This is a genomic window from Lacisediminihabitans sp. (assembly GCF_036569425.1).
In the GTDB taxonomy this organism is placed as follows: Bacteria; Actinomycetota; Actinomycetes; order Actinomycetales; family Microbacteriaceae; genus Lacisediminihabitans.
Genome location: NZ_DATCQQ010000062.1, coordinates 30,731 through 52,258, shown reverse-complemented (window position 1 = coordinate 52,258; position 21,528 = coordinate 30,731). Strand labels below are relative to the sequence as shown.

General features: G+C 68.1%; 28 protein-coding genes, 2 tRNA genes and 1 pseudogene. 17 read left to right on the top strand and 14 right to left on the bottom strand.

Annotation, left to right across the window (positions count from 1 at the left end):
* Positions 1 to 72: 72 nt before the first annotated feature.
* From VIM54_RS10615 to VIM54_RS10605, 3 genes and pseudogenes are all read left to right on the top strand, one after another.
* A complete protein-coding gene (locus VIM54_RS10615; RefSeq protein WP_331901171.1) occupies positions 73 to 840 on the top strand; it encodes an IclR family transcriptional regulator in 768 nt (255 codons plus the stop codon).
* A gap of 248 nt (positions 841 to 1,088) precedes the next feature.
* A complete protein-coding gene (locus VIM54_RS10610) occupies positions 1,089 to 2,738 on the top strand; it encodes an FAD-binding dehydrogenase (protein WP_331901169.1) in 1,650 nt (549 codons plus the stop codon).
* A gap of 56 nt (positions 2,739 to 2,794) precedes the next feature.
* Positions 2,795 to 3,235: pseudogene (locus tag VIM54_RS10605) on the top strand (nitroreductase/quinone reductase family protein).
* An 85-nt stretch (positions 3,236 to 3,320) separates the two neighbouring features.
* Here the strand turns inward: VIM54_RS10605 and VIM54_RS10600 are convergent.
* The gene (locus VIM54_RS10600) at positions 3,321 to 3,977 is read right to left on the bottom strand and encodes an NUDIX domain-containing protein (RefSeq protein ID WP_331901168.1); all 657 of its coding nucleotides are present in this window, start codon (positions 3,975 to 3,977) and stop codon (positions 3,321 to 3,323) included.
* Positions 3,977 to 4,654 (bottom strand): hypothetical protein, encoded by a 678-nt coding sequence (locus VIM54_RS10595; RefSeq protein ID WP_331901167.1) that lies wholly within the window; start codon positions 4,652 to 4,654, stop codon positions 3,977 to 3,979. The genes VIM54_RS10600 and VIM54_RS10595 overlap by 1 nt, the downstream gene beginning before the upstream one ends.
* A gap of 65 nt (positions 4,655 to 4,719) precedes the next feature.
* Here VIM54_RS10595 and VIM54_RS10590 point away from each other — a divergent pair, with 65 nt between their 5' ends.
* Positions 4,720 to 5,589: an acyl-CoA thioesterase II gene (locus VIM54_RS10590; RefSeq protein ID WP_331901166.1), complete on the top strand. Its 870-nt coding sequence runs from the start codon at positions 4,720 to 4,722 to the stop codon at positions 5,587 to 5,589.
* Positions 5,590 to 5,798: 209 nt separating this feature from the next.
* On the top strand, positions 5,799 to 6,644 hold the full coding sequence (locus tag VIM54_RS10585; RefSeq protein WP_331901164.1) for an aldo/keto reductase: 846 nt from the start codon (positions 5,799 to 5,801) through the stop codon (positions 6,642 to 6,644).
* A 36-nt stretch (positions 6,645 to 6,680) separates the two neighbouring features.
* Here VIM54_RS10585 and VIM54_RS10580 read toward each other — a convergent pair whose 3' ends face one another.
* Complete coding sequence (locus VIM54_RS10580; RefSeq protein ID WP_331901162.1) at positions 6,681 to 7,382, bottom strand: zf-HC2 domain-containing protein; 702 nt, start codon at positions 7,380 to 7,382, stop codon at positions 6,681 to 6,683.
* Entirely contained in the window at positions 7,379 to 7,885 is a 507-nt protein-coding gene (locus VIM54_RS10575) for a sigma-70 family RNA polymerase sigma factor (RefSeq protein ID WP_331901161.1), read from the bottom strand. Before VIM54_RS10575 ends, VIM54_RS10580 begins: the two co-directional genes overlap by 4 nt.
* A 175-nt stretch (positions 7,886 to 8,060) precedes the next feature.
* On the opposite strand from VIM54_RS10575, the gene VIM54_RS10570 reads away from it, so the two are divergent.
* Both VIM54_RS10570 and VIM54_RS10565 read left to right on the top strand, forming a co-directional pair.
* Positions 8,061 to 8,591, top strand: coding sequence for a Rieske (2Fe-2S) protein (locus VIM54_RS10570; RefSeq protein ID WP_331901160.1), 531 nt, complete (start codon positions 8,061 to 8,063; stop codon positions 8,589 to 8,591).
* Entirely contained in the window at positions 8,591 to 9,097 is a 507-nt protein-coding gene (locus tag VIM54_RS10565) for a hypothetical protein (RefSeq protein ID WP_331901158.1), read from the top strand. The genes VIM54_RS10570 and VIM54_RS10565 overlap by 1 nt, the downstream gene beginning before the upstream one ends.
* A gap of 50 nt (positions 9,098 to 9,147) precedes the next feature.
* Here VIM54_RS10565 and VIM54_RS10560 read toward each other — a convergent pair whose 3' ends face one another.
* The 6 genes from VIM54_RS10560 to msrA all read right to left on the bottom strand — a co-directional run bounded on the left by VIM54_RS10560 (position 9,148) and on the right by msrA (position 13,504).
* Complete coding sequence (locus tag VIM54_RS10560; protein ID WP_331901156.1) at positions 9,148 to 9,633, bottom strand: thioesterase family protein; 486 nt, start codon at positions 9,631 to 9,633, stop codon at positions 9,148 to 9,150.
* A gap of 2 nt (positions 9,634 to 9,635) precedes the next feature.
* A complete protein-coding gene (ettA, locus tag VIM54_RS10555; RefSeq protein ID WP_331901154.1) occupies positions 9,636 to 11,318 on the bottom strand; it encodes an energy-dependent translational throttle protein EttA in 1,683 nt (560 codons plus the stop codon).
* Positions 11,319 to 11,375: 57 nt separating this feature from the next.
* Positions 11,376 to 11,900, bottom strand: a complete 525-nt coding sequence (locus tag VIM54_RS10550; RefSeq protein ID WP_331901152.1) for a DUF6993 domain-containing protein — start codon at positions 11,898 to 11,900, stop codon at positions 11,376 to 11,378.
* Positions 11,901 to 12,036: 136 nt separating this feature from the next.
* Positions 12,037 to 12,594, bottom strand: a complete 558-nt coding sequence (locus VIM54_RS10545) for a single-stranded DNA-binding protein (protein ID WP_331901150.1) — start codon at positions 12,592 to 12,594, stop codon at positions 12,037 to 12,039.
* Positions 12,595 to 12,682: 88 nt separating this feature from the next.
* Entirely contained in the window at positions 12,683 to 12,928 is a 246-nt protein-coding gene (locus tag VIM54_RS10540) for a methyltransferase (RefSeq protein WP_331901148.1), read from the bottom strand.
* A gap of 48 nt (positions 12,929 to 12,976) precedes the next feature.
* A complete protein-coding gene (gene msrA / locus VIM54_RS10535) occupies positions 12,977 to 13,504 on the bottom strand; it encodes a peptide-methionine (S)-S-oxide reductase MsrA (protein ID WP_331901146.1) in 528 nt (175 codons plus the stop codon).
* 110 nt (positions 13,505 to 13,614) lie between these two features.
* Between msrA and mgrA the strand changes: the two genes are divergently transcribed.
* The 3 genes from mgrA to VIM54_RS10520 all read left to right on the top strand — a co-directional run bounded on the left by mgrA (position 13,615) and on the right by VIM54_RS10520 (position 16,217).
* The gene (gene mgrA / locus VIM54_RS10530; protein WP_331901144.1) at positions 13,615 to 14,622 is read left to right on the top strand and encodes an L-glyceraldehyde 3-phosphate reductase; all 1,008 of its coding nucleotides are present in this window, start codon (positions 13,615 to 13,617) and stop codon (positions 14,620 to 14,622) included.
* 84 nt (positions 14,623 to 14,706) lie between these two features.
* Entirely contained in the window at positions 14,707 to 14,955 is a 249-nt protein-coding gene (locus VIM54_RS10525) for a hypothetical protein (RefSeq protein ID WP_331901142.1), read from the top strand.
* A gap of 92 nt (positions 14,956 to 15,047) precedes the next feature.
* On the top strand, positions 15,048 to 16,217 hold the full coding sequence (locus tag VIM54_RS10520) for a hypothetical protein (RefSeq protein ID WP_331901140.1): 1,170 nt from the start codon (positions 15,048 to 15,050) through the stop codon (positions 16,215 to 16,217).
* A gap of 21 nt (positions 16,218 to 16,238) precedes the next feature.
* On the opposite strand, the gene VIM54_RS10515 is transcribed toward VIM54_RS10520, so the two are convergent.
* The 4 genes from VIM54_RS10515 to VIM54_RS10500 all read right to left on the bottom strand — a co-directional run bounded on the left by VIM54_RS10515 (position 16,239) and on the right by VIM54_RS10500 (position 17,704).
* Positions 16,239 to 16,904: a hypothetical protein gene (locus VIM54_RS10515; RefSeq protein ID WP_331901138.1), complete on the bottom strand. Its 666-nt coding sequence runs from the start codon at positions 16,902 to 16,904 to the stop codon at positions 16,239 to 16,241.
* Positions 16,905 to 17,028: 124 nt separating this feature from the next.
* A tRNA-Arg gene (locus VIM54_RS10510) sits at positions 17,029 to 17,101 on the bottom strand.
* Positions 17,102 to 17,129: 28 nt separating this feature from the next.
* Entirely contained in the window at positions 17,130 to 17,390 is a 261-nt protein-coding gene (locus tag VIM54_RS10505) for a thioredoxin family protein (protein WP_331901136.1), read from the bottom strand.
* Positions 17,391 to 17,425: 35 nt separating this feature from the next.
* Complete coding sequence (locus VIM54_RS10500) at positions 17,426 to 17,704, bottom strand: oligoribonuclease (RefSeq protein WP_331901134.1); 279 nt, start codon at positions 17,702 to 17,704, stop codon at positions 17,426 to 17,428.
* A 105-nt stretch (positions 17,705 to 17,809) separates the two neighbouring features.
* On the opposite strand from VIM54_RS10500, the gene VIM54_RS10495 reads away from it, so the two are divergent.
* The 7 genes from VIM54_RS10495 (at position 17,810) to VIM54_RS10465 (ending at position 21,527) form a co-directional block, all read left to right on the top strand.
* Complete coding sequence (locus VIM54_RS10495; RefSeq protein WP_331901133.1) at positions 17,810 to 18,247, top strand: MarR family winged helix-turn-helix transcriptional regulator; 438 nt, start codon at positions 17,810 to 17,812, stop codon at positions 18,245 to 18,247.
* Entirely contained in the window at positions 18,247 to 19,485 is a 1,239-nt protein-coding gene (locus tag VIM54_RS10490) for an MFS transporter (RefSeq protein WP_331901132.1), read from the top strand. The genes VIM54_RS10495 and VIM54_RS10490 overlap by 1 nt, the downstream gene beginning before the upstream one ends.
* A 57-nt stretch (positions 19,486 to 19,542) precedes the next feature.
* Complete coding sequence (gene orn, locus VIM54_RS10485) at positions 19,543 to 20,166, top strand: oligoribonuclease (RefSeq protein ID WP_331901131.1); 624 nt, start codon at positions 19,543 to 19,545, stop codon at positions 20,164 to 20,166.
* 67 nt (positions 20,167 to 20,233) lie between these two features.
* Positions 20,234 to 20,306 (top strand) — tRNA-His (locus VIM54_RS10480).
* Between the two features lie 89 nt (positions 20,307 to 20,395).
* Positions 20,396 to 20,701 carry an ATP-dependent Clp protease adapter ClpS gene (gene clpS, locus VIM54_RS10475; RefSeq protein ID WP_331901129.1) on the top strand — a complete coding sequence of 102 codons (306 nt, stop codon included), beginning with the start codon at positions 20,396 to 20,398 and terminating at the stop codon, positions 20,699 to 20,701.
* Positions 20,698 to 21,177 (top strand): DUF2017 domain-containing protein, encoded by a 480-nt coding sequence (locus tag VIM54_RS10470; protein WP_331901128.1) that lies wholly within the window; start codon positions 20,698 to 20,700, stop codon positions 21,175 to 21,177. Before clpS ends, VIM54_RS10470 begins: the two co-directional genes overlap by 4 nt.
* A complete protein-coding gene (locus VIM54_RS10465; protein ID WP_331901126.1) occupies positions 21,177 to 21,527 on the top strand; it encodes a metallopeptidase family protein in 351 nt (116 codons plus the stop codon). Before VIM54_RS10470 ends, VIM54_RS10465 begins: the two co-directional genes overlap by 1 nt.
* The last annotated feature ends 1 nt before the right edge of the window (position 21,528 follow it).

Here is a 21,528-nt window from a genome sequence, read left to right as displayed (position 1 = left end):
GAGCCGCACCGGTGCCGCGCCCGCGCCTCTTTTCGCGATAATCTGTCTGGGATACCAGACATCGGAGGCAGGATGAGCGAGGTCCCCGCCGCTCGGCACACGCTGCGCATCATCCGGTATCTCGCCGGGCACAGCGGGCCGGTGCGCGCCTCGACGGTGAGCCGCGACCTCGGTCTTCCCCGCTCCACCGTGTACCACCTGCTCACGGTGATGCGCGACGAGGGTTTCCTGCTGCACTCCCCGGAGGACCAGGCCTACCTGCTGAGCCCGCTCGTCGCCGATATCGGCTCGTCGGTGCTGCGCACCAGTTCGCTCGGGCAGCTCGCCAGGCCCATCCTCGAGCGGCTGGTCGCCGAGACCGGCCTGCCGATCGTCGCCCACCTCGGGGTGCTGCAGCACGCGGATGTCGTCTACGCCTCCAAGGTCTCGGCCGCGCGCGCGCCGACTGTCGTCACCAGCATCGGGGTGCGGCTGCCCGCCCACCTCACGGCCACCGGTCGCGCGATGCTCGCGAGCATCCCGACCGCCCAGCTGCGGGCCAGCTACCCGCGCGGGCAGACGCTCGCGGTGCGCGCCGGCCCCGGGCCCACCACGAGCGAGCAGCTCGACGGGATCCTGCTCGAGACCCGCGAACGCGGCTGGGCGGTGGAAGACGGCGACATTACGCTCGAGTACGGTTCGGTCGCCGCCCCGGTGTTCGACCACAACCACTACCCCACCGCGGCCATCGGGCTCACCTTCCGCGGCTCCGCCTTCGATGACCGGCAGTGGAAGCTGCTCGGCCTCGCCACCCGCAACGCGGCGGAGGCCCTCAGCCAGCGCATCCGCGGCAAGAGCTGACCCGCGCTCTGCCTGCCCAACCCGCCCACACGCGTTTCTCCGGAGGTTCGCGAGGCGCGGGCGTCATTTCGGCCCGGTTAGCGCTTTCCTGCCCGAATCCTCCGGAGAAACGCGTGTCGGCGCGCATAACTCAGGATGTTTGGCCGAATCGTGGGCCAATTCACCCCGGATCGAGCCCTCGCGAGCATTAATCCGGAATTATGAACAGGACGGCCGGATGAGCGCCGCCAGGACGAAGGAGTCGCAGCATGCCAGAGCAGCCCGATGTGATCATTGTCGGCGGCGGCCTGGCCGGCCTCGTGGCCGCCGCGGAGCTCGTGGACGCGGGCCGGCGCGTGACCATTCTCGAGCAGGAGCCGGAGGCGAGCTTCGGCGGGCAGGCGTGGTGGTCGTTCGGCGGCCTCTTCCTCATCGACTCGGCCGAGCAACGGCGGATGGGCGTGAAGGACAGCCTCGAACTCGCCCGCCAGGACTGGTTCGCCTCGGCCGGATTCGACCGACCGGACGACGGCTGGCCGCGCAAGTGGGCAGAGGCCTACCTCGACTTCGCCGCCGGCGAGAAACGTGCGTGGCTCCACGCCCGGGGTGTGAAGTTCTTCCCGGTCGTCGGCTGGGCCGAGCGCGGTGGCTACACCGCGCTCGGGCACGGCAACTCCGTGCCTCGGTTCCACATCACCTGGGGCACCGGCCCCGGCATCCTCGCCCCGTTCGTGCAGCGCGTGCGTGCCGGCGTCGAGGCGGGCCTGGTGACGCTCGCGTTCCGGCACCGCGTGGACGAGCTCATCGTGGAGGGCGGGGCGGTGGTGGGCGCCCGCGGCGCGGTGCTCGCGCCGGACAACGCGGCGCGTGGTGCAGCAAGCAACCGGATCATCTCCGGAGACTTCGAACTGCGAGCCGGTGCCGTGATCGTCACGAGCGGCGGAATCGGCGGCAACCACGACCTCGTGCGCGCGCAGTGGCCCGTGAGGATGGGCACACCTCCGGAGAAGCTGTTGTCTGGGGTGCCGGCCCACGTGGACGGACGGATGCTCGGCATCACCGAGCGCGCCGGCGCCCGCCTCATCAACGGCGACCGCATGTGGCACTACGTGGAGGGGATCGAGAACTACGCGCCCGTGTGGGAGAGGCACGGCATCCGCATCCTTCCCGGTCCGTCGTCGATCTGGCTCGACGCGACCGGCAAACGGCTGCCCGTGCCCCTCTTCCCCGGGTTCGACACGCTCGGCACCCTCGAACACATCGTCGCGACCGGCTACGACCACAGCTGGTTCGTGCTCACCCAGAAGATCATCGAGAAGGAGTTCGCGCTGTCCGGCAGCGAGCAGAATCCCGACCTCACCAACAAGGACTACCGCTTGCTGGCCACACGGATCGGGCCCGGGGCACCGGGGCCGGTGGAGGCCTTCAAGGAGCGCGGTGCCGACTTCGTGGTCGCCGATACGCTGGGCGACCTGCTGGACGGCATGCAGCGCCTCACCCCCGAGGTCGCGATCGACGCGGAGCGCGTGCGACGCGAGATCGAGGCGCGGGATCGGGAACTCGCCAACCCGTTCGCGAAGGACGCGCAGATCAACGCCATCCGACAGGCCAGGAAGTACCTGGGCGACAGGCTCATCCGCGTGGCGAGCCCGCACCGCATCCTCGACCCGAAGGCGGGACCGCTCATCGCGGTGAGACTCCACATTCTCACCCGCAAGACCCTCGGCGGCATCGAGACGGACCTCCTCGGCCGCGCCCTCGGGGCCGACGGCAGCCCCGTGCCCGGGCTCTTTGCGGCCGGCGAGGCGAGCGGCTTCGGCGGCGGCGGGATGCACGGCTACCGTTCGCTCGAGGGGACGTTCCTCGGCGGCTGCCTCTTCTCGGGTCGGGTCGCCGGACGCGCCGCGGCGCGCGCCTGACCGGCACCGGCCGCACTCGCTCGAATTAGCATGGTCGTGGGGCACGGGAGCAGGAATTGAACGACTGGAACGACTGGAACGACCGCATCATCGCGGAATTTCGCGCAAACGAGGGCAGACTCGGTGGTCGGTGGTGCGGCGCCCATCTCCTGCTGCTGCACACCACGGGCCGCAAGACGGGCCAGGAGCGAGTGTCGCCGATGATGTACTTCCGCCGGGGCGACGTCGTCTACGTGATCGCCTCGAAGGCCGGCGAGGCGACTCATCCCGCGTAGTACCTCAATCTCGTCGCCGATCCGGGCGTGCGCGTCGAGCTCTCGACGACGGAAGGCGTGGAGACCTGGGGCGGGGCGGCCTGGGACGGGGTGGCCGAGCCGGTGACGGGGGCCGGGCGAGACCGGCTCTTCGCCGATTTCACGGCTGCCGCTCCCGGATTCGGCGCGTATCAGGAAGGAACGGATCGGGTCATCCCGATCGTTGCGGTGCGCCGCGCCTGAGTCGCCGACCATTCCCGTTTGTCGAGAGTGCGCGCGCTCGACGTGGCACAGTGTCGTCGAACTGCACGATCGCACAGGGCGCCAGTCACCCCGCGAACGGGCCCCGCAGCGCCGCCCACTGAAGCAGCATGATCGTCTTCGCGTCTGCGATGCGTCCGTCGTTGATCATCTCGAGCGCCTCACCGAACGGCAGCTCGAGGATGTCGATCTCCTCGCCCTCCTCGGCGACCCCGCCACCCTCGCTCGTGCGGGATACGTCGCTGTACTGCGCCGCGAAGAAGTGCACCTTCTCGGTGACCGACCCCGGGCTCATGTACACGTCGAACACGTGCTCGAGCTCGCCGACATCCACGCCGAGTTCCTCGCTGGCCTCCCGGCGGATCGCCGTCGCCGCGTCGTCGTCGTCGAGAAGACCGGCCGCGGCCTCGATGAGCATGCCGTCAGGATGCCCGTTGACGTAGGCGGGAAACCGGAACTGCCTCGAGAGCAGCACGGTTCGTCTCGCGGCGTCGTAGAGCAGGATCGTGGCGCCGTTGCCCCGGTCGTAGGTCTCGCGCCGCTGGGTGCTCACTGCGCCGTCCGCGGAGAGGTAGTCGAAGGTGGTTCGGCGAAGCACGTGCCAGCCCGATGCCACCAGTTCGACGGCGGTCACCCGCACGCGCGGATTGCCGGTGAGGTCGAGGCCGACCCTGTCCAGGCCGGTTCGACCGCGCTGGTCCGGTTGGTCCACTCCGATGGTCATCAGCGCTGCAGCGACCAGGAGCGGCGCTTGACGAGCACGTGGCCACGCTCGGTGGAGAGCCGGGTCCACGGCCCGGTCTCGTAGACGCGCACCGCATCCGGTCCGCCCAGGAACCCCAACGAAAGGGCCGCGAAGGCCGCCCCGGCCGGCACGTATTCGAGGCCCTCGATCGGGCGCCCCCACACCTCGGACCGCACGCGGCGCACGATCTGCTCGCCCGTCCCCGCCGGGATCGCGGTGGCGACCTCGTCGATTCCGGATGCCGCGACCCGCTCGAGGGTCGCCCCGCCCACCTGCTCGAGGGCCGCCCATCCGCCTCGAGGCGGGGAGATCGCCGCCCAGGTGACGGTGTTCACCTGCATGGGAAGGGTAACCGTGACGGCCGCGGTCGGGTCGGTGACCTCGCCCTGCAGCCGCGCGAGACGCTCGAGAAGGGAGCGCACCGGCACCACTGCGTCGAACGCGTCGCGCTCGGTGAGTGCGAAGGTGCGCAGCCCGAGAACCGTCGGACTCTCGTCGAGAAGGCCGGACGGATACAGCACCGCCACGTAGACGGCCAGCACCCCCGAGCCGGCAATCAGGCGCACGGAACCGTCCTCCACCCGACCGGCGCGACCGAGGAACACCTGCAGGTCGGCGAGGGAGAGGGAGTCAACAAGGGAAAATGTCTGGCTCATGTGCTCTCTAAACTATATGAGCGCGCACTCTCGCGCCGCCCGCACGCCCTTTCGACGGGAGACCCATGACCAACGCCCTCGACGGACTGCTCGCGGCACTCGACCTCACCGACACTCATGCGAGAACGAACGAGGACATCTTCACCGGCCCCAGCCAGTGGATGCCGCAGGGCCGCGTCTTCGGAGGGCAGGTTCTCGCGCAGTCCCTGGTGGCCGCGCAGCGCACCATTCCGGCGGACCGCTCCGCGCACTCGATGCACGGCTATTTCCTGCGGCCAGGCGACGTCACCCTGCCGATCACGTTCTCGGTGGACCGCATCCACGACGGCCGCTCCTTCTCCACCCGCCGCACCCAGGCCTACCAGGATGGCCTGCCCATCCTCTCGATGATCGCGTCGTTCCAGGTCGCCGACGAGGGTTTCGACCACCAGATCGAGATGCCGAGGGACCTACCGCGGCCGGAGGATCTGCCCTCGGCCGCCGAATCGCTCTCCGGCCTCGAGCACCCGGTTGCCAGGGTGTGGGCCAACGAGCGCCCGTTCGACATGCGGCACGTGCCGTCCCCGATCTATCTCTCGGTGGAGGGACCCCACGTGGCCCATCAGGCCGTGTGGCTCAAGGCCGTGGGCACCCTTCCCGACGACGAGAACCTGCACCGTGCGGCTCTCGCCTACGCGAGCGACTATTCGATCCTGGAGCCGATCTTCCGGCGGCACGGCATCGCCTGGACCACTCCGGGGCTCAAGGCGGCGAGCCTCGACCACGCGATGTGGTTCCACCGGTTCGGACGGGTGGACGAGTGGATGCTCTACGCCCAGGAGTCGCCGAACGCGACGGGCGGCCGAGGTCTGTCGCAGGGCCGGATCTACACGCGCGACGGCCTGCTGCTCGCGAGCGTGGCGCAAGAGGGCATGGTTCGCGTCCGCCGCGCCTGAATCGGCATAGCAGGGTCGTGGATTCAGCAGCGTGGATTCAGCGCAGTTGATTCAGCGCAGTGGATTCAGCGCAGTGGATTCAGCGCAGGCGATTCCGCGCTGGCGATTCCGCGCTGGCGATTCCGCACCGTTGATTCAGCGCCGGCGACGATGAATCTGTGCAATTTCAGTTGTTGGACCGCAGAGACGATACGTCCTACGTTTGAAGCATGACTAATACCATGACCAATTCGGTACCCCAGATTGCCCTGAACTCCGGGCGGACGATCCCCCAGGTGGGCTTCGGGGTGTTCCTCGTCGATCCGGCGGACACCCAGCGAGTGGTCGAAGACGCCCTGGCGGTGGGCTACCGCCACATCGACACCGCCACGGGCTACAACAACGAGACCGAGGTTGGCGCGGCGATCAGGGCGTCGGGCATTCCGCGCAACGAGATCTTCCTCACCACGAAGCTGCGCAATGACCACCACAAGGCGCGCGACGTCGAGGGCGCATTCGCCCGCAGCCTCGAGATGCTCGGGCTCGACTACCTCGACCTGTACCTGATCCACTGGCCGATGCCCGCCAACGGTTTCTTCGTGCAGACCTGGCGCACCTTCGAGACCTTCTTCGCGGACGGCCGCGCGAGGTCAATCGGGGTCAGCAATTTCCTCGTTCCGCACCTCGAGACGCTGCTCGCCGAGACCGACATCGTGCCGGCGGTGAACCAGGTGGAACTGCACCCGATCTTCCAGCAGCGCGAGCTCAGGGAGTTCCAGGCCACCCACGGTATCCACACCGAGGCGTGGGGTCCCCTCGGCCAGGGCAAGTACGACCTGTTCGGCATGGACCCGATCCAGGGTGCGGCGAAGGCCCACGCGGTGCAGCCCGCCCAGGTGGTGCTGCGCTGGCACCTGCAGACGGGCACCATCGTGATCCCGAAGTCGAACTCCCGCGACCGGATGGCGCAGAACCTCGACATTCTCGGTTTCGAGCTCGACGCGCACGAGATGGCAGCGATCGACGCCCTCGACGAGAACCGCCGCGTCGGCGGCGACCCGGCAGAGATCAACTAGCCCAGATCAACTAGCACAGATCAACTAGCCGGCGGCTCAGGGCCGTCCGGCCAGCAGCACGCGCCCGTCGGCCGAGCGAACGTCCACCGTGGCTATTTCGCTCGGCCGCAGGCTCGTCGTCCCCGACGGTTCGACGGTGCTGCCCGGGGTGGCGCTCCAGGTTGCGACCTGCGAGACGTTCCCGCTGGCATCCGTCACGAACATCTCGTACCGCCGGGCCAGACCGTAGCCGGACGTGGTCGTGGATGCCGGTGCCGAGTAGGTGCATTGCATCTCGATGCGGGTGCCCCAGCTCTCCTCCACGAGCAAGGCCTTCGCGCTCAGGGTGGTGGGGACCACCTGGCTCAGCGACACTCGTGCGCCGCTCACGGGAGGCGCCTGCACCGCCGGCGTGAACACGAGCGGGATGGCGAGGGCGACGGCGGCAGCCGCGGCCGCGGTCGCCACTATCGCTCCAGCCACGAGCCCGCGCGAGCGACGGCGACGACGAGCGGCCGACCGCACGAGCCTCGGCAGCAGGTTCGGCGGCACGGGCGAATCCTCGACCGGGGCGACCGTCTCGACGTCGGCCGCCGGCACCTTCGCGAGCAACCCCGGCATGCCCGCGAGTCCCGCGACACCGGCCGCGCACGCGTCGCAGGTCGTGAGGTGCCGCTCGAACTCGAGCCGCTCCAGCGGCGAGAGGGCGCCGAGCACGTAGGCGGCGTCCCACTCGGCGTACCGATCGACGGGGTTCACTGGGTCACTCCCCGCTCCTGGAGCGCGAGGCGCAGCGCCCGAAGCGCATAGTGCAGGCGAGACTTCACGGTGCCCTCCGGTATGCCGAGGGCGCGGGAGATCTCCGCCGTCGACTCCCCCTGGTAGTAGGCGTGCACCACGACCAGCCGATGGTCCGGGGTGAGCTGGGCGAGCGCGTCGGACACGAGCCAGGCGTCGAGCAGGGCATCCGTGCCGTCGTCGACCGGGCGCTCGGGCGGGTTGTCGGTCGAGTGCTCGTGCCTCGCATGGGCGCTGCGGCGATCATCGATCACGATGTTGCGCGCCACCGTGTACAACCAGGCGCGCGACGAGCTGCCGCCCCGTTCCAGAACCTCGGGATGACTCCACGCGCGCACGAGCGTCTCCTGCACGACGTCCTCCGCGAAATGCCGGTCCCCGGTCAACCACACCACGTAGCGCCAGAGGGCAGGGGCGTGCTCGTCGTGCAGCGCACGCAGCAACTCGGCCTGCTCATCCGGCAATGGACTACCTCCACTGGTTACAACGTAGCCGGAGCAGTCTCGGTTCATTCCCAGCAGAATTGAACCGGATGCGACGTTCGCTCGTTGGTACCAATGACATGCTTTTCAGGGTGCCAACCAATCAGGCACCCCTCGCCACAAACGCCCCTCGCCCCCAGACGCCCGGAGGATCCCCATGACCGATCGCGAACAGACCGCTCCAGACCGCCTCGCCCCCGCCGACCACCTCACCCCGATCCGCCGCACGACGTCCCGCCGGGCCGCGATCATCGCGGGCGGCGTGACCGTGATGGGCGCCGGTGCCCTCGTGCTCGCCGCGTGCAGCACGGGCGGTGCCTCCGGGGGCGCCGGTGGTTCGGGCAACACGGCGGGCGGATCGGGCGGCTCGGGAGACGGCGCAATCTCGATCCCCGCCGGCACCGCCGTGGCCAAGCTCGCGGACATCCCGGTCGGCGGCACCGCCGAGGCGACCGTCGACGGCCACGCCGTGGTCCTCTCCCAGCCCACCGCGGGCGAAGTGCTCTGCTTCAGCGCAATCTGCACCCACCAGGGCTGCGTGGTCAAGGCCGCCGCGAAGGAGTTCGACTGCCCGTGCCACGGCTCGAAGTTCGCCTCGGCCACCGGTGAGGTGCTCGGCGGACCGGCTCCGTCCCCGCTGCCCAAAATCACCGTGAAGATCTCCGGCGACTCGGTGGTCACCGCGTAGTGGACTGGCAATTCGCCGGACTGCCGCTCCACGTGCTGCTGGTCCATTTCGTGGTCATCGTCGTGCCCCTCGCGGCGCTGTGCGCGGTTCTCACCGCGGCCTGGCCGGCCGCGCGCCGGCGACTCGGAATCGTTACCCCGCTGATCGCCCTCGCGGCGCTCGTCTCGGTGCCGGTCACGACCGGGGCCGGCGAGTGGCTCCTCGCCCGCGTGGCGAATACGCCGCTCATCCAGGCTCACGCCGCGATCGGCAAGTCGCTGCTGCCGTGGGCGCTCGCGACCTTCGTGATGGCGGCCGCGCAATGGGTCTGGTTCCGCTACTTCTCGGGCGGTGACGGCCGGTACCGCCGTCTCGTGGCCCACCGGCGCCTGAGGCTCGCCATCACGATCACGCTCGCCGTGGCGGTGGTCTTCCTCGCCGTTGGATCGATCGTCACCGTGGTGCAGATCGGCGAATCCGGCGCCCGCGCGATCTGGACGGGGTCAATCACCCCGAACCCCCGCTAGGCCCGAACCCGTCTGGGGCCGAGTTCCCCGATCGCCGCGGGCGGCTCCGGTCAGTGGCGGTTGCCGAAGACCACGGGCGGTTCGAGGTACGGCTCCCACGCCGCGCGCTGCTCATCGTCGAGGCGCAACGGCTTGCCGGTCGCCACCTCCACCATCACGAGGGTCGTCGCGGCACGCACATAGAGCACCCGCGGGGTCACCCCGGTCGGAGAGTAGATCTCGTAGCAGAGCTCGAGGCTCGCGCCGCCGATCCGTCCGATCCACAGCTCTACGTCGAGCGGCTGCCGCATGTACGGGATCGGCAGGAGATACTCGATTTCCTGCCGGGCGATGAGCGCGATGGCCTTCGCCCCTGGCCGCGCATCGAGAATGGCCGTGCCGAGGGGCTCGTCTTCGCTCTCGTGGCCGTGATCGGGTCGCCAGAAGGCCTGGATGCGCGCCTCCTCGAGCAGGCGGAACATCTCGGCGTTGTTGACGTGCGCGTATGCGTCGAAGTCCGACCAGCGCAGGCCGATCGGCACGTGCAGCCGCGTCACGGTCAGCCCCTGGTCAGCTTGCGGTACGCCGACCGGTGCGGCTTGGCCGCGTCCGGGCCGAGTCGCTCGATCTTGTTCTCCTCGTAGGCCTCGAAGTTCCCCTCGAACCAGTGCCAGTATCCGGGGTTCTCCTCGGTTCCCTCGTAGGAGAGGATGTGGGTGGCGATGCGGTCGAGGAACCACCGATCGTGGGTGATGACCACCGCGCAACCGGGGAACTCGAGCAGCGCGTTCTCGAGGCTTCCGAGCGTCTCGACGTCCAGGTCGTTCGTCGGTTCGTCGAGGAGCAGGAGGTTGCCGCCCTGTTTGAGTGTGAGCGCGAGGTTCAGGCGGTTGCGCTCACCACCGGAGAGGATGCCGGCCTTCTTCTGCTGGTCCGGCCCCTTGAAGCCGAACTGCGACACGTAGCCGCGGGATGGGATCTCGGTCTTGCCGACCTGAATGTAGTCCTGGCCGTCCGACACCACCTCCCACAGGGTCTTGGTCGGGTCGATGCCTCCGCGGTCCTGGTCGACGTAGGAGATGTCGACCGTGTCGCCGATCCGGAGTTCGCCACCGTCGAGCGGCTCGATGCCGGTGATGGTCTTGAACAGCGTGGTCTTACCGACGCCGTTCGGGCCGATGACCCCGACAATGCCGTTGCGCGGCAGGGTGAAGCTCAGACCGTTGATCAGCACCCGGCCGTCGAAGCCCTTCTCGAGGCCCTTCGCGTCGATCACCTGGGCACCGAGTCGAGGGCCGACCGGAATCACGAGCTCCTCGAAATCGAGCTTGCGCGTCTTCTCGGCCTCGGTCACCATCTCCTCGTACCGCGCGAGTCTGGCCTTCGACTTGACCTGGCGCCCCTTGGCGTTGCTGCGCACCCAGTCAAGTTCGCTGGACAGCCGCTTCGCCAGCTTGGCGTCCTTCTTGCCCTGAACCTCGAGCCGTGCGCCCTTCTTCTCGAGGTAGGTGGAGTAGTTGCCCTCGTATGGGTACAGGTGGCCGCGGTCCACCTCGGCGATCCACTCGGCCACGTGGTCGAGGAAGTACCGATCGTGGGTGACGGCGAGTACGGCGCCGTGGTACTGGGCCAGATGCTGCTCGAGCCACAGCACGCTCTCGGCGTCGAGGTGGTTGGTGGGTTCGTCGAGAAGCAGCAGGTCCGGCTTCTGGAGCAGGAGCTTCGTGAGCGCCACCCGGCGCTTCTCACCACCGGACAGGTTGGCGACGGTGGCGTCCCCCGGCGGCGTGCGCAGGGCATCCATCGCCTGTTCGAGCTGGGAGTCGAGATCCCACGCGTCGGCGGCGTCGATCGCCTCCTGCAGCGTGCCCATCTCGGTCATGAGGGCGTCGAAGTCCGCATCGGGATCGGCCATGGCGAGGGAGACCTCGTTGAACCGGTCGACCTTGGCCTTGATCGGGCCGACGCCTTCCTGCACGTTTTCGAGCACGGTCTTGGTCTCGTCGAGTTCGGGCTCCTGCATGAGGATGCCGACGCTGTAGCCGGGGCTCAGCCTGGCTTCGCCGTTGCTCGGGGTGTCGAGGCCGGCCATGATCTTGAGGATTGTGGACTTGCCCGCACCGTTCGGCCCGACGACGCCGATCTTGGCGCCGGGGAAGAACGACATCGTGACGTCGTCGAGAATGAGCTTGTCGCCGACCGCTTTGCGGGCGCGGACCATCGAGTAAATGAATTCGGCCATGGCGACAAGTTTAGTTGCGCTCGCCCGAGCGACCTGACCGACCGTGGAATCCGGCGGTCACCAGTCGATGGGCCTGGTCTTGCCGACCAGGCAGCTGCCGTTCGCGAGCGCCGGCTGCACCGCGCTGCTGAAGCCGCCGGGTCCGCGCTGGCCGAGCAGACACTGGCCGCCCAGCTTCACCGAGAACAGGATCGAGTCGACGCTCCCCCCGTCGGAGGTCGTGTCCGGTGTGACCTGCATCGATGCCTTGTCGAAGCCTGCCGCCGCGAGGCTGTCGATGATCGTCCTGCCGTTCGCGGAGGCGGCCGACGCGAACAGGGTCGTGCCGACGTGGTCGAAGTATGCCCTGTTTTCGGCCGCCGAGCCACCCGCCACCATCGCCGGCGTGGACGTCGGGGCGGGGGCACTTCCGGAGGCGGGTTCGCTGGCGCCCGCGCTTGGCCCCGCGCTCGTTCCCGCGCTCGGCTCCGCACTGGGACCCGCACTGGGACCCGCAGCGGCGGAGCATCCGGCGAGCGCTGCGGCCAGCAGGAGCGCGGAGACCGCCGCTGCCGCGCTGCTGATTCGCCGAGAAGTCCCCATCGCGTGCGACCCTTTCGTCCGGCGTCGGTGTTCGTCCGGCGTCGGTGTTCGTCCGGCGTGGGTGCGGCCGGTCGGATCGAGTCTAGGGCGACGCGACCCGCGACCCGGCGGGGCGAGGCCACGGGACGCGGAGCGACTAGAACGGGACGGCCGCGCTTTCGAGCGACTCGCCGTCCGGGTCGAGGAACTGCACCGCGCCCCCCTGGTCGTCCGAATCGTCTGGGTCCGCGGCGCCGTTGATGTGCGCAGCGTTGTTCGAGTCCGCCGCGCCGTTCGAGTCAACTGCGCCGTTCGAGCCCATTGGGGGGAAGGCATCCGCCTTCTCGACCATCGTGGAGCTGATGCTCCGGCTGAAGGTGGTCGTGCCCCAGGTGAGGTCGTGGCCCACCGCATCGGCGTCGACCTCGATGTTCGTGCCCGCCTTCTCTCCGCTCGACCAGTCGCGGATGCGCAGGCGTCCCGTCACCACGACCCGGTCCCCCTTGAGCACAGACCCCGAGACGTTGATGGCGAGCTGCCTGAAGCAGGTGATCGTGTACCAGTTGGTGTCCCCGTCGACCCAACGGTCGCGGGAGCGATCGAACCGACGCTGGGTGGAGGCGAGCCGGAAGCTCGTGATCGAAAGCCCCTCGGAGGTGACGAGGTGCCGGGGAGTCGTGGCCACAAGGCCGGTGAGAGTGATCGTGTCTGTCATGCGAGCCAGTGTGCCGATTCCCGCGCAGACGAACGGCCGGCCGCCTCCCGATTGGGGAGACGGCCGACTTGGTTCCGAAGGTTACGGACTAGTGCTCGCGAAACTCCGGCCACTCGGCACCGGGGAGCAGGCTCGCGTGGAGCGCGCTCTTCGCCACCTCGAGGGTCGGGTACACGCCGCGGAAGTCCGCATCCGCAATCAGCTTGAAGGTGTAGCCACCCTCAGTGCCGTGGATCGAACCGACGGCCCCGGCAGGCCCGAAGGCCACCCAGGTCTTGCCGGTCAGCGTCCTGTCGGCGCGTGTGGTTGTCTCGTTCGTTGTTCCAGTGCTCACCGTTGAGCTCCCTTCCTTACGCTGGCAGTTGCCAGAGACTGCCCGGCCCTAGGAGGCCAGGACGTATTCCGCAAAACTCTTGCGGATCTTGTTCACCTTAGGCACGGCCACCGCCATGCAGTACCCCTGTCCGGGATTCTTCGCGAAAAAGTCCTGATGGTAGGACTCCGCCTCGTACCAGATGCCGAGCGGTTCGATCGTGGTGACGAGGCCGCCGTCCCAGTATTCGCCGGCCCGGTCGCGGGCCGTCTCGAAGGCCGTCTTCTGCTCCTCGTGCTTGTAGAACATGGCCGACCGATACTGGGTTCCCACGTCGTGGCCCTGCCGGTTGAGCTGCCGTGGGTCGTGCAACGAGAAGAACACGTCGAGAATCACGTGCGCCGGGATCACCTCGGGGTCGAAGGTCACGGCGACCGCTTCCGCGTGGCCGGTCAGGCCGGTGCACACGTCGTCGTAGCTCGGGTTCACGGTGCTGCCTCCCGTGTATCCGGAGACGACGTCGCTCACACCGCGAAGGGTGCGGTACACCGCATCGAGACACCAGAAACAGCCGCCGGCGAGAACGAATGTTTGCATGCTGAAAGCCTACTTTCTTAGGGCTGAGGGAGGCGGGTCAACCGCCAATATTCACAACCACCGTTTGGGGCCCGTCATTCCCCGTAGCGGGGCCGCCCTAGGCTTGTCTGATGACTTACGTTGCTGCGACCGACCGCTACGAATCCATCGAGTACAAGAGGGTGGGGCGGAGCGGACTCAAACTCCCCGCCGTGTCGCTCGGGCTGTGGAACAACTTCGGATTCGACCGCCCGATCGAGACGCAGCGCGCGATCCTGCGTCGCGCCTTCGACCTCGGCGTCACGCACTTCGACCTCGCGAACAACTACGGGCCGCCCGCGGGAAGCGCCGAGACGAACTTCGGCCGCATCTTCGCAGACGACTTCCGCCAGCACCGCGACGAGCTCATCATCTCTACTAAGGCCGGCTACGACATGTGGGACGGCCCATACGGCGAGTGGGGATCGCGCAAGTACATGCTCGCCTCCCTCGATCAGAGCCTCGAGCGGATGGGTCTCGACTACGTCGACATCTTCTATTCGCACCGACCGGATCCCGAGACCCCGATCGAGGAGACCATGGGCGCTCTCGCGACCGCCGTCACCTCCGGCAGGGCCCTTTACGCGGGCATCTCGAACTACAACACCGAGCAGACCATCGCCGCGCACAGGGCACTCGCCGAGCACAAGATCCCGCTGCTCATCCACCAGCCGCGATTCAACATGTTCGACCGTCACATCGAGACCGAGGGACTGCTGCCTGCACTGGACGACCTCGGCATGGGCAGTATCGCCTTCTCCCCGCTCGCCCAGGGCATGCTCACCGACCGCTACCTCACGGGGATCCCGGCCGACTCGCGTGCCGCCGAGGGGCGCTGGATCAACTCGGAGAACATCAACGAGACGTACCTCGACCGCGCCCGTGCCCTCAATGAGATCGCCGCCGGCCGCGGGCAGAGCCTCGCCCAGCTCGCCCTCTCCTGGGTGCTCCGTCACCCGCAGGTCACCTCGGCGCTGATCGGCGCGTCGAGTGTGGCCCAGCTCGAGAACAACATTTCCGCGCTCGAGAGCGCGCCGCTCAGCCAGGAGGAGATCGCCGCGATCGAACCGTTCGCGGTGCACGGCACCGGCATCCGGTAGTGGCGACACCGGCGGATGTCGGTGGCGGCCCGTAGCCTGATCCCACATTGACAGCCGGGGCCGGCCACTATTCGAGGATCGCACATGACCACTCTCGCCTTTGTGGGGGATCTTCCCCTCGTCCGCCCGGGAATCACCCTCGTGCAACTGCACGACGAGCTGTGGCGCGTCACCCGCCCGCAGGGTGACGTGCTCGGGTACATCGAACAGTTCCGCGTTCGAGACGGGCTGCGCTTTCGGGCGAAGCGGTTCATGCCCCACCAGCGACGCTTCATGGTGATGGGCGAATTCTGGAGCATGGACGACGCGATCGAGTGCTTTCGGACGAGTTGACGCCATCTCGGAGGCCGGGTGAGTCTGACTTGGTTTCAGACTCGCCCTCACCGCATTCCCGCGCGTCGCACGCGTCGGGTTAGTGTGCGGGCATGCAGTGGTGGAATGACTTCCTAGGGTGGCTCTCTTCTGACGACGGGGCGCGCATCATTTCGAGCGCCGTCATCCCGTTCCTCGCGATTCTCATCGCGGGCATCGTGGCGGCGGCGATCGGGCGAGGCTCGGCAAAGCGCGTCATCGCGCTGAGCGACCGTGAGGTGAAGGCCTCCGCGGTGACCGCGCTCATCAGCGCCGCGCGCAAGGCGGCGGTGTGGAACACTCTGCCCGCGCCGGAGCAGCAGCACATCGACCACCTCATTGGCGACGCCGACATCCGACTGCGGCTGCTGCCGGTGCCTGGCACCGCCCTGGCCGCCGACTGGGCGAGTCACGAGATCATCAGCATGAAGCGAAACGCCGTGTCGTTCAGCTTCCAGGCGGAGCAGTCCCTGCTCGTCTTTCGCGATCGCCTGATCGAGTGGCAGGCCCGGCCGAGCCGCGCGAAGAGGCTGTTTAAGAACGACCTCGACTCCTGGGCCTACGATTCGTCGCTGAGCGAACAGGAGCTGGTGCACAACCAGCAGGCCTGGGCGGCCGCGCAGGTCGCGAAGACAGGCCCCGTGGACACCGTGACTTCCGCCGCCATTGCCGCTCCTACCGTCGCAGCAGCCGCCGCTCCTCCGGCCTCCAAGCCCTTCGCTCAGTCGCGTTTCTCGCGCCCGGCCACCGTGCCCGTCGAGGCGACGGAACCCGCCCACAAACCGGCCAGCACCGAACTGGCCAGCACCGAACCTGCCGCCAGCGAGCCGGTGCCCATCGCTTCGACAAGCGCTGCTTCGACAAGCGCCGCTTCGACAAGCACATGGCCGACCAGCACCGCGCCGCCCAGCACCGCTTCGACCAGCACCGGGCCGGCGGTCGCGCGGACCCCGGAGCCGTCGCCGCCCGCCGCGGCGGAGCCTGACGCACCGGAGTCGGAGACCGTCGAACACGAGATCGTCGAACCGGAATCACCGCAGCCGGCGAAGACCGAGCACCTCGAGGAGATCGTCGTGGACGACGACGGGCAGGACGAGTATCTCCCCGACCTTGTGGAGCCCGCGACGGAGGAACCCCGTGACGTGAGCCAGGCCTCGGTGTTCGCCCCGGACGACGAGAACGGTCACGACCACGATCGCGAGAGTCGCGACCGCCAGGACCACGAGCACAACGAGCACAACTAGCCGGGCGACCGCCTCGGCGGCTCAGTCGGCGCTCGGCGCCTCGGCGGTGGCGAAGAGCCTTCTGGCCAGCGGCGCCGTGAGGGCGGCCACCGTCGTCGCCATGAACAACCCGGCGAGCGCGTAGGCCGCGATCAGTCCCTGCATGGGCGTCGTCTCGTCGATGAACGGGGACGGCAGCATCGTCCAACCGATGCCCACCGCCCACGCGCCGGCGTTCGCCGGGATCCAGACTGCCGCCCGGGGTATCGTGCGCCTGATGGTCAGGTATTGCAGCGTGGGCATGGCCACGAGCCCGGCCAGGCCGAGCACAACAACCGCGACGATCACCGCGGCGACCGGGAGCGCGCTGGACTGGGCGATCGCCGAGATGCCGAGGCCGCACGACCAGGCGATCGCCGCCCCGAGCGCGGTGGCTCCGATCCAACCCCACAGTGGCGGCGGACGACGGAATCGCCTCGCCGCGAGTGCCTGGGCCGTGCCGAGGAGCGCGCCCTCGGCGATGCCGGCCAGGATGAGCAGCGGCACCTGCCATCGCTCCAGCGAAGGGCTCGCGGTGAGTGCCCCCGTCGCCGCCGGAACGAGGAAGCCGATGGCCTCCCCGACGGTGACGAAGAGGATCCAGCGACGCTTGAACCGGAGGGGCTGCTGGCTGGTGCCGGCGGCGTGGTCCACCTGCGCGATCGACATGCTGCCGCCTCCCTCCGTGCCCGGTCTGCGCCGAGAGTGTCAGGATGCGCCGAAACCGGGCCGCGCGCCAGGGTCGAAGGTCACAGGGACGAAGGTCACACGGCATTGAGGCCCGGCGAATAGGTGCCCCCGGCAGGATTCGAACCTGCGACCAAGAGATTAGAAGGCTCCTGCTCTATCCCCTGAGCTACGGAGGCGGGCGAGTCCAACTTTAGCGCAGGCGCGTCACACGGCCTTGGCGAGCGCTACGAGCACCTGGTTGAGAGTCGGCACGCCTTCCGCGCGGAACACCTCGGCGTCATCCCCGTCGAGCACGATCACTGTGGGAGTGGAGCGCACGCCCGCCTTCTCGGCCTCTGTGGTGTCTCTCGCGACATCCAACTCGGCGATCTTCAGCGCCGGCACGAGCTTCGACGCCTGGTCGAGCACGGCTCGTGTCTGCATGCACGGTTCACAAAACGACGACGCGAAGAAGATGAGTTGCACGCTCTATCCAACCCGAGAGGCGGCCGGCTGATTCCCTACTGGCGTCCGCCGCGGTCCTCGGGAGCCTCGACGGGCTCGCTGTCTGCGAGGTCGAAGTCGTAGACGACGTGGTACTGGCCGCCGACCTCGGTCCAGCTGGAGCGGGTGTAGTCGAGCAGCGTCTCCTTGCCGTCCACCGCCGTGAGCACGGTGATCTCGTCGTCGACGCTCCCGTCGGTGCTGATTCGCCGGTCGACCTGCCCGTCGTTGGGGCCGCCCTTGTAGAGAACGATGTATTCGTCGCCGTGGGCGAGCGTGGGGAGTGCGTCAGTCATGCTGCATTACTACCACGCTCCGATGGGTGATGCGATCGGCGCGCAGAATCCCGGCGATTCTGGTTTACATGGCTTAGCTATATAGTTTTGCTATATACTTGCCAGATGCCTACCGAACGTTCGCGCCTTCTCGAAGACCTCATCGTCTCCGCCCACCGCCTCACCCGGGTCGCCGCCCAGCTGACCGGCAGCACGACCCCCGCCGCGGTGTGGCGCACCCTCTCGATCCTCACCACCGACGGGTCGCTCCGGGTGGGCGACCTCGCCAGGGCGAGCCGGGTGACCCAGCCGACAATGACCAAGCTCGTGCAGCACCTCGCCGAGGAAGAGCTGGTGTACCGCATCGCCGACGTCGACGACTCCCGGGCCTGGCTCATTGCGATCACCCCGAAGGGCACGACGGCGCTGGAGAACTGGCGCCGGGAACTGGCCGAGGCCCTCTCCCCCGTCTTCTCCGACCTCACGGACGACGAAGCGACGATCCTCGAGAAGGCGGTCGCCATCCTCCAGGTGCACACGAGCACGACACGGAAGGTGGCCTGATGGCCGGGCACGACACGACACGCGGTACGAGCATCCTCAGGCAGCCCAAGGAGGTGTGGGCGGTCGGCCTTGCGAGCGTCGTCGCGTTCATGGGCATCGGCCTGGTCGACCCGATCCTGCCGGCCATCGCCAAGGAACTCTCGGCCACCCCGACCCAGACCGAGCTGCTCTTCACGAGCTACCTGCTGATCACCGGTGTCGCGATGTTCTTCACGAGCTGGTTGTCCAGCCGAATCGGCGCGAAGCGCACCCTGATGATCGGGCTCGCGCTTATCGTGCTCTTCGCGCTCGCCGCCGCCCTGAGCGGGAGCGTCGAAGACGTCATCGCCTTCCGGGCGGGCTGGGGGCTCGGAAACGCGCTCTTCATCTCGACCGCCCTCGCGACCATCGTCGGCGCGGCGAGCGGCGGCACGTCATCGGCGATCATCCTCTACGAGGCCGCCCTCGGGCTCGGCATCGCGATCGGGCCGCTGCTCGGCGGCCTGCTCGGCACGGTTAGCTGGCGCGGACCGTTCTTCGGCACTGCGGTGCTCATGGCCATCGCCTTCATCGCGATCTCGGTGCTCCTCGGCGAGGAGGACCGCGCGGCGCGGGTTCCGACGCGCCTGTCTGCCCCGTTCCGCGCCCTCGCCAACCCGGCGATCGCGATCCTGGCCGCCGCCGCGCTCTTCTACAACATCGGATTCTTCGTGCTGCTCGCCTACACGCCGTTTCCCCTGCACATGGAGGCGATCGGACTCGGCCTCGTCTTCTTCGGCTGGGGGCTCTCGGTGGCGGTGACCTCGGTCTGGATCGCGCCGCTTCTCACCGCACGACTGCGGCGCACCACCGTGCTCGTTACGGTTCTCCCGCTGCTCACCCTCGACCTCGTGGGCGCTGGAGTCTTCATCGACTCGCAGCCGGGCCTCATCCTGTGCGTGATCATCGGTGGAATGCTGCTCGGTGTGCTCAACACCGTGCTCACCGAGTCGGTCATGGAGGCGACGGACCTGCCGCGCTCCGTGGCGTCGTCGGCGTACTCGGGAGTGAGGTTCCTCGGCGGGGCGGCCGCTCCCCCGCTCGCGACCCTGCTCGCCGCGGCCTTCTTCCCCGCGATGCCGTACTACGTGGCCGGCGGATCCGTGCTCATCGCGGCGATCATCGTGCTCTGCGGGGTGAGGCAGCTGGCGAGGGTGAACTCGGGCGCCGAACCGCTCCTCGTCGAGGCTGAGGCGATCACCGCGGGCGAGCTGGCGTAGAGCGCCGCCCACGGGCTCCCGCGACCGGACGCCGCTGCGCAACGATAGAATTCAGGGATGTCTGCCTCCTCCGACCGCCTCGTCTGGATCGATTGCGAAATGACGGGACTCGACGTCGAAATCGACGAGCTCGTCGAGGTGGCGGTGGTCATCACCGATTTCGACCTCAACCTCATCGACCCGGGGTTCGACATCGTGATCAGGCCCGACCATGCGGCCATCGACAACATGAACGACTTCGTGCGCAACATGCACACGGAATCGGGCCTCATCGAGTTGATTCCGGATGGCGTGAGCCTCGCCGACGCCGAGTACGCCGTGCTCGAGTACATTCTCAAGTTCGTGCCGGCCGAGCAGCACGCTCCCCTCGCCGGCAACACGATCGGCACCGACCGAACCTTCCTCGCCAAGTACATGCCGCGAGTGGACCGCCACCTGCACTATCGCAACGTCGACGTGTCGTCGATCAAGGAGCTCTCCCGCCGGTGGTTCCCGCGCATCTACTTCAACTCCCCGGCCAAGAACGGCGGACATCGCGCCCTCGCGGACATCCTCGAGTCGATTCGCGAGCTCGACTACTACCGCAAGGCCGCCTTCGTGACCGATCCGGGGCCGACGACGGAGGAAGTGCAGACCATTTCCACCTCCGTGGTGGAGAAATTCCTCCCGCATCTGCACTAACCGCTCGCAAGCTGTAATAAGCTAGTGGAGTTGTGTCGGTCATGAATCATCGTGGTCGGCGCGCATGGTGGTCGTAGCTCAGTTGGTAGAGCGCTGGCTTGTGGAGCCGGATGTCGCGGGTTCGAGCCCCGTCGGTCACCCCGATGCTGCAGTGAGCAGCGACGAAGGGCCTCGCGAAAGCGGGGCCTTTCGTCATCTCCGGTGTCGCCGGGTGTGTGAGGGTTGAATCATGACCGAGGTGCTCGAACGGCCAGATCTCGTGGACCTGCCCGAGATCGTCGAGTCGACCGCGCTCGACACGCCCTGGGTGACGATCGTCTGGAATGACCCGGTCAACCTCATGAGCTACGTCAGCTACGTGTTCCGCAGCTACTTCGGGTTCAGCAAGGCCGAAGCCGAGCGGCGGATGCTGCAGGTGCACAACGATGGGCGCGCGGTGGTGGCGACGGGCAGTCGCGAGGAGATGGAGCGGCACGTGGAGGCGATGCACGACTTCGGACTGTGGGCGACGCTCGCGAAGGCGGATGACGCATGAGAGCCTTCAGGCGGGTGGGCGACCTGGTCTCCGCGAAGTTCGAGCCGGCCGAGGCCGATGCGCTCGCCACTATGGCCGGCCAGGTCGCGGCGCTCGTGGCGGATCGCTCGGACTATGAGAGCGATCCGGCCGTTCTGCGTCTGCTGCCCGATGCCTATCCGGACGACGAGGAGGCGTCGGCCGAGTTCCGGCGCTTCACCGCCGACGATCTCGCGGCCCGAAAGGTCGCCAACGCGACCACCCTCGCCCGCTCCCTCGAGGGCGCGGTCCACGCCCGCTCCGCGACGACGGTGACCCTCGACCAGCAGGCGGCGCAGGCCTGGCTGCGGGCGCTCACGGACATCCGTCTCACGATCGCCGCCCGACTCGGCATCGACGACGAGGAGGCGGGCCCCGCGGGCGATCCGCTGCTCCTCGATGTCTACGACTGGCTCGGATTCGTGCAGGAATCGCTCGTCGCGGCGGTCAGCGACTGATGGATGCCCTCACTTCCGACGAGTTCGAACGGCTCGTGATCGCCGAGCTCGACCTCCTGCCGGACGACATGGTGGACGGCCTGGAGAACCTCGTGTTCGTGACCGAGTCGCGGCCGGAAGACGGCTCCCTCGACCTGCTCGGGCTCTATGAGGGCGTGGCGCTGACGGAACGCGGCAACTACGGATTCGGCGAGCTGCCCGACCGGATCGTGCTGTTCCGCGAGCCGCTGCTTTCCGTCTCCGGAGACCTCGACGAGCTGAAGGACCAGATCCACGTGACCCTCGTGCACGAGATCGCGCACTTCTACGGGATCGACGACGACGAACTGCACGAGCTCGGCTGGGGCTAGG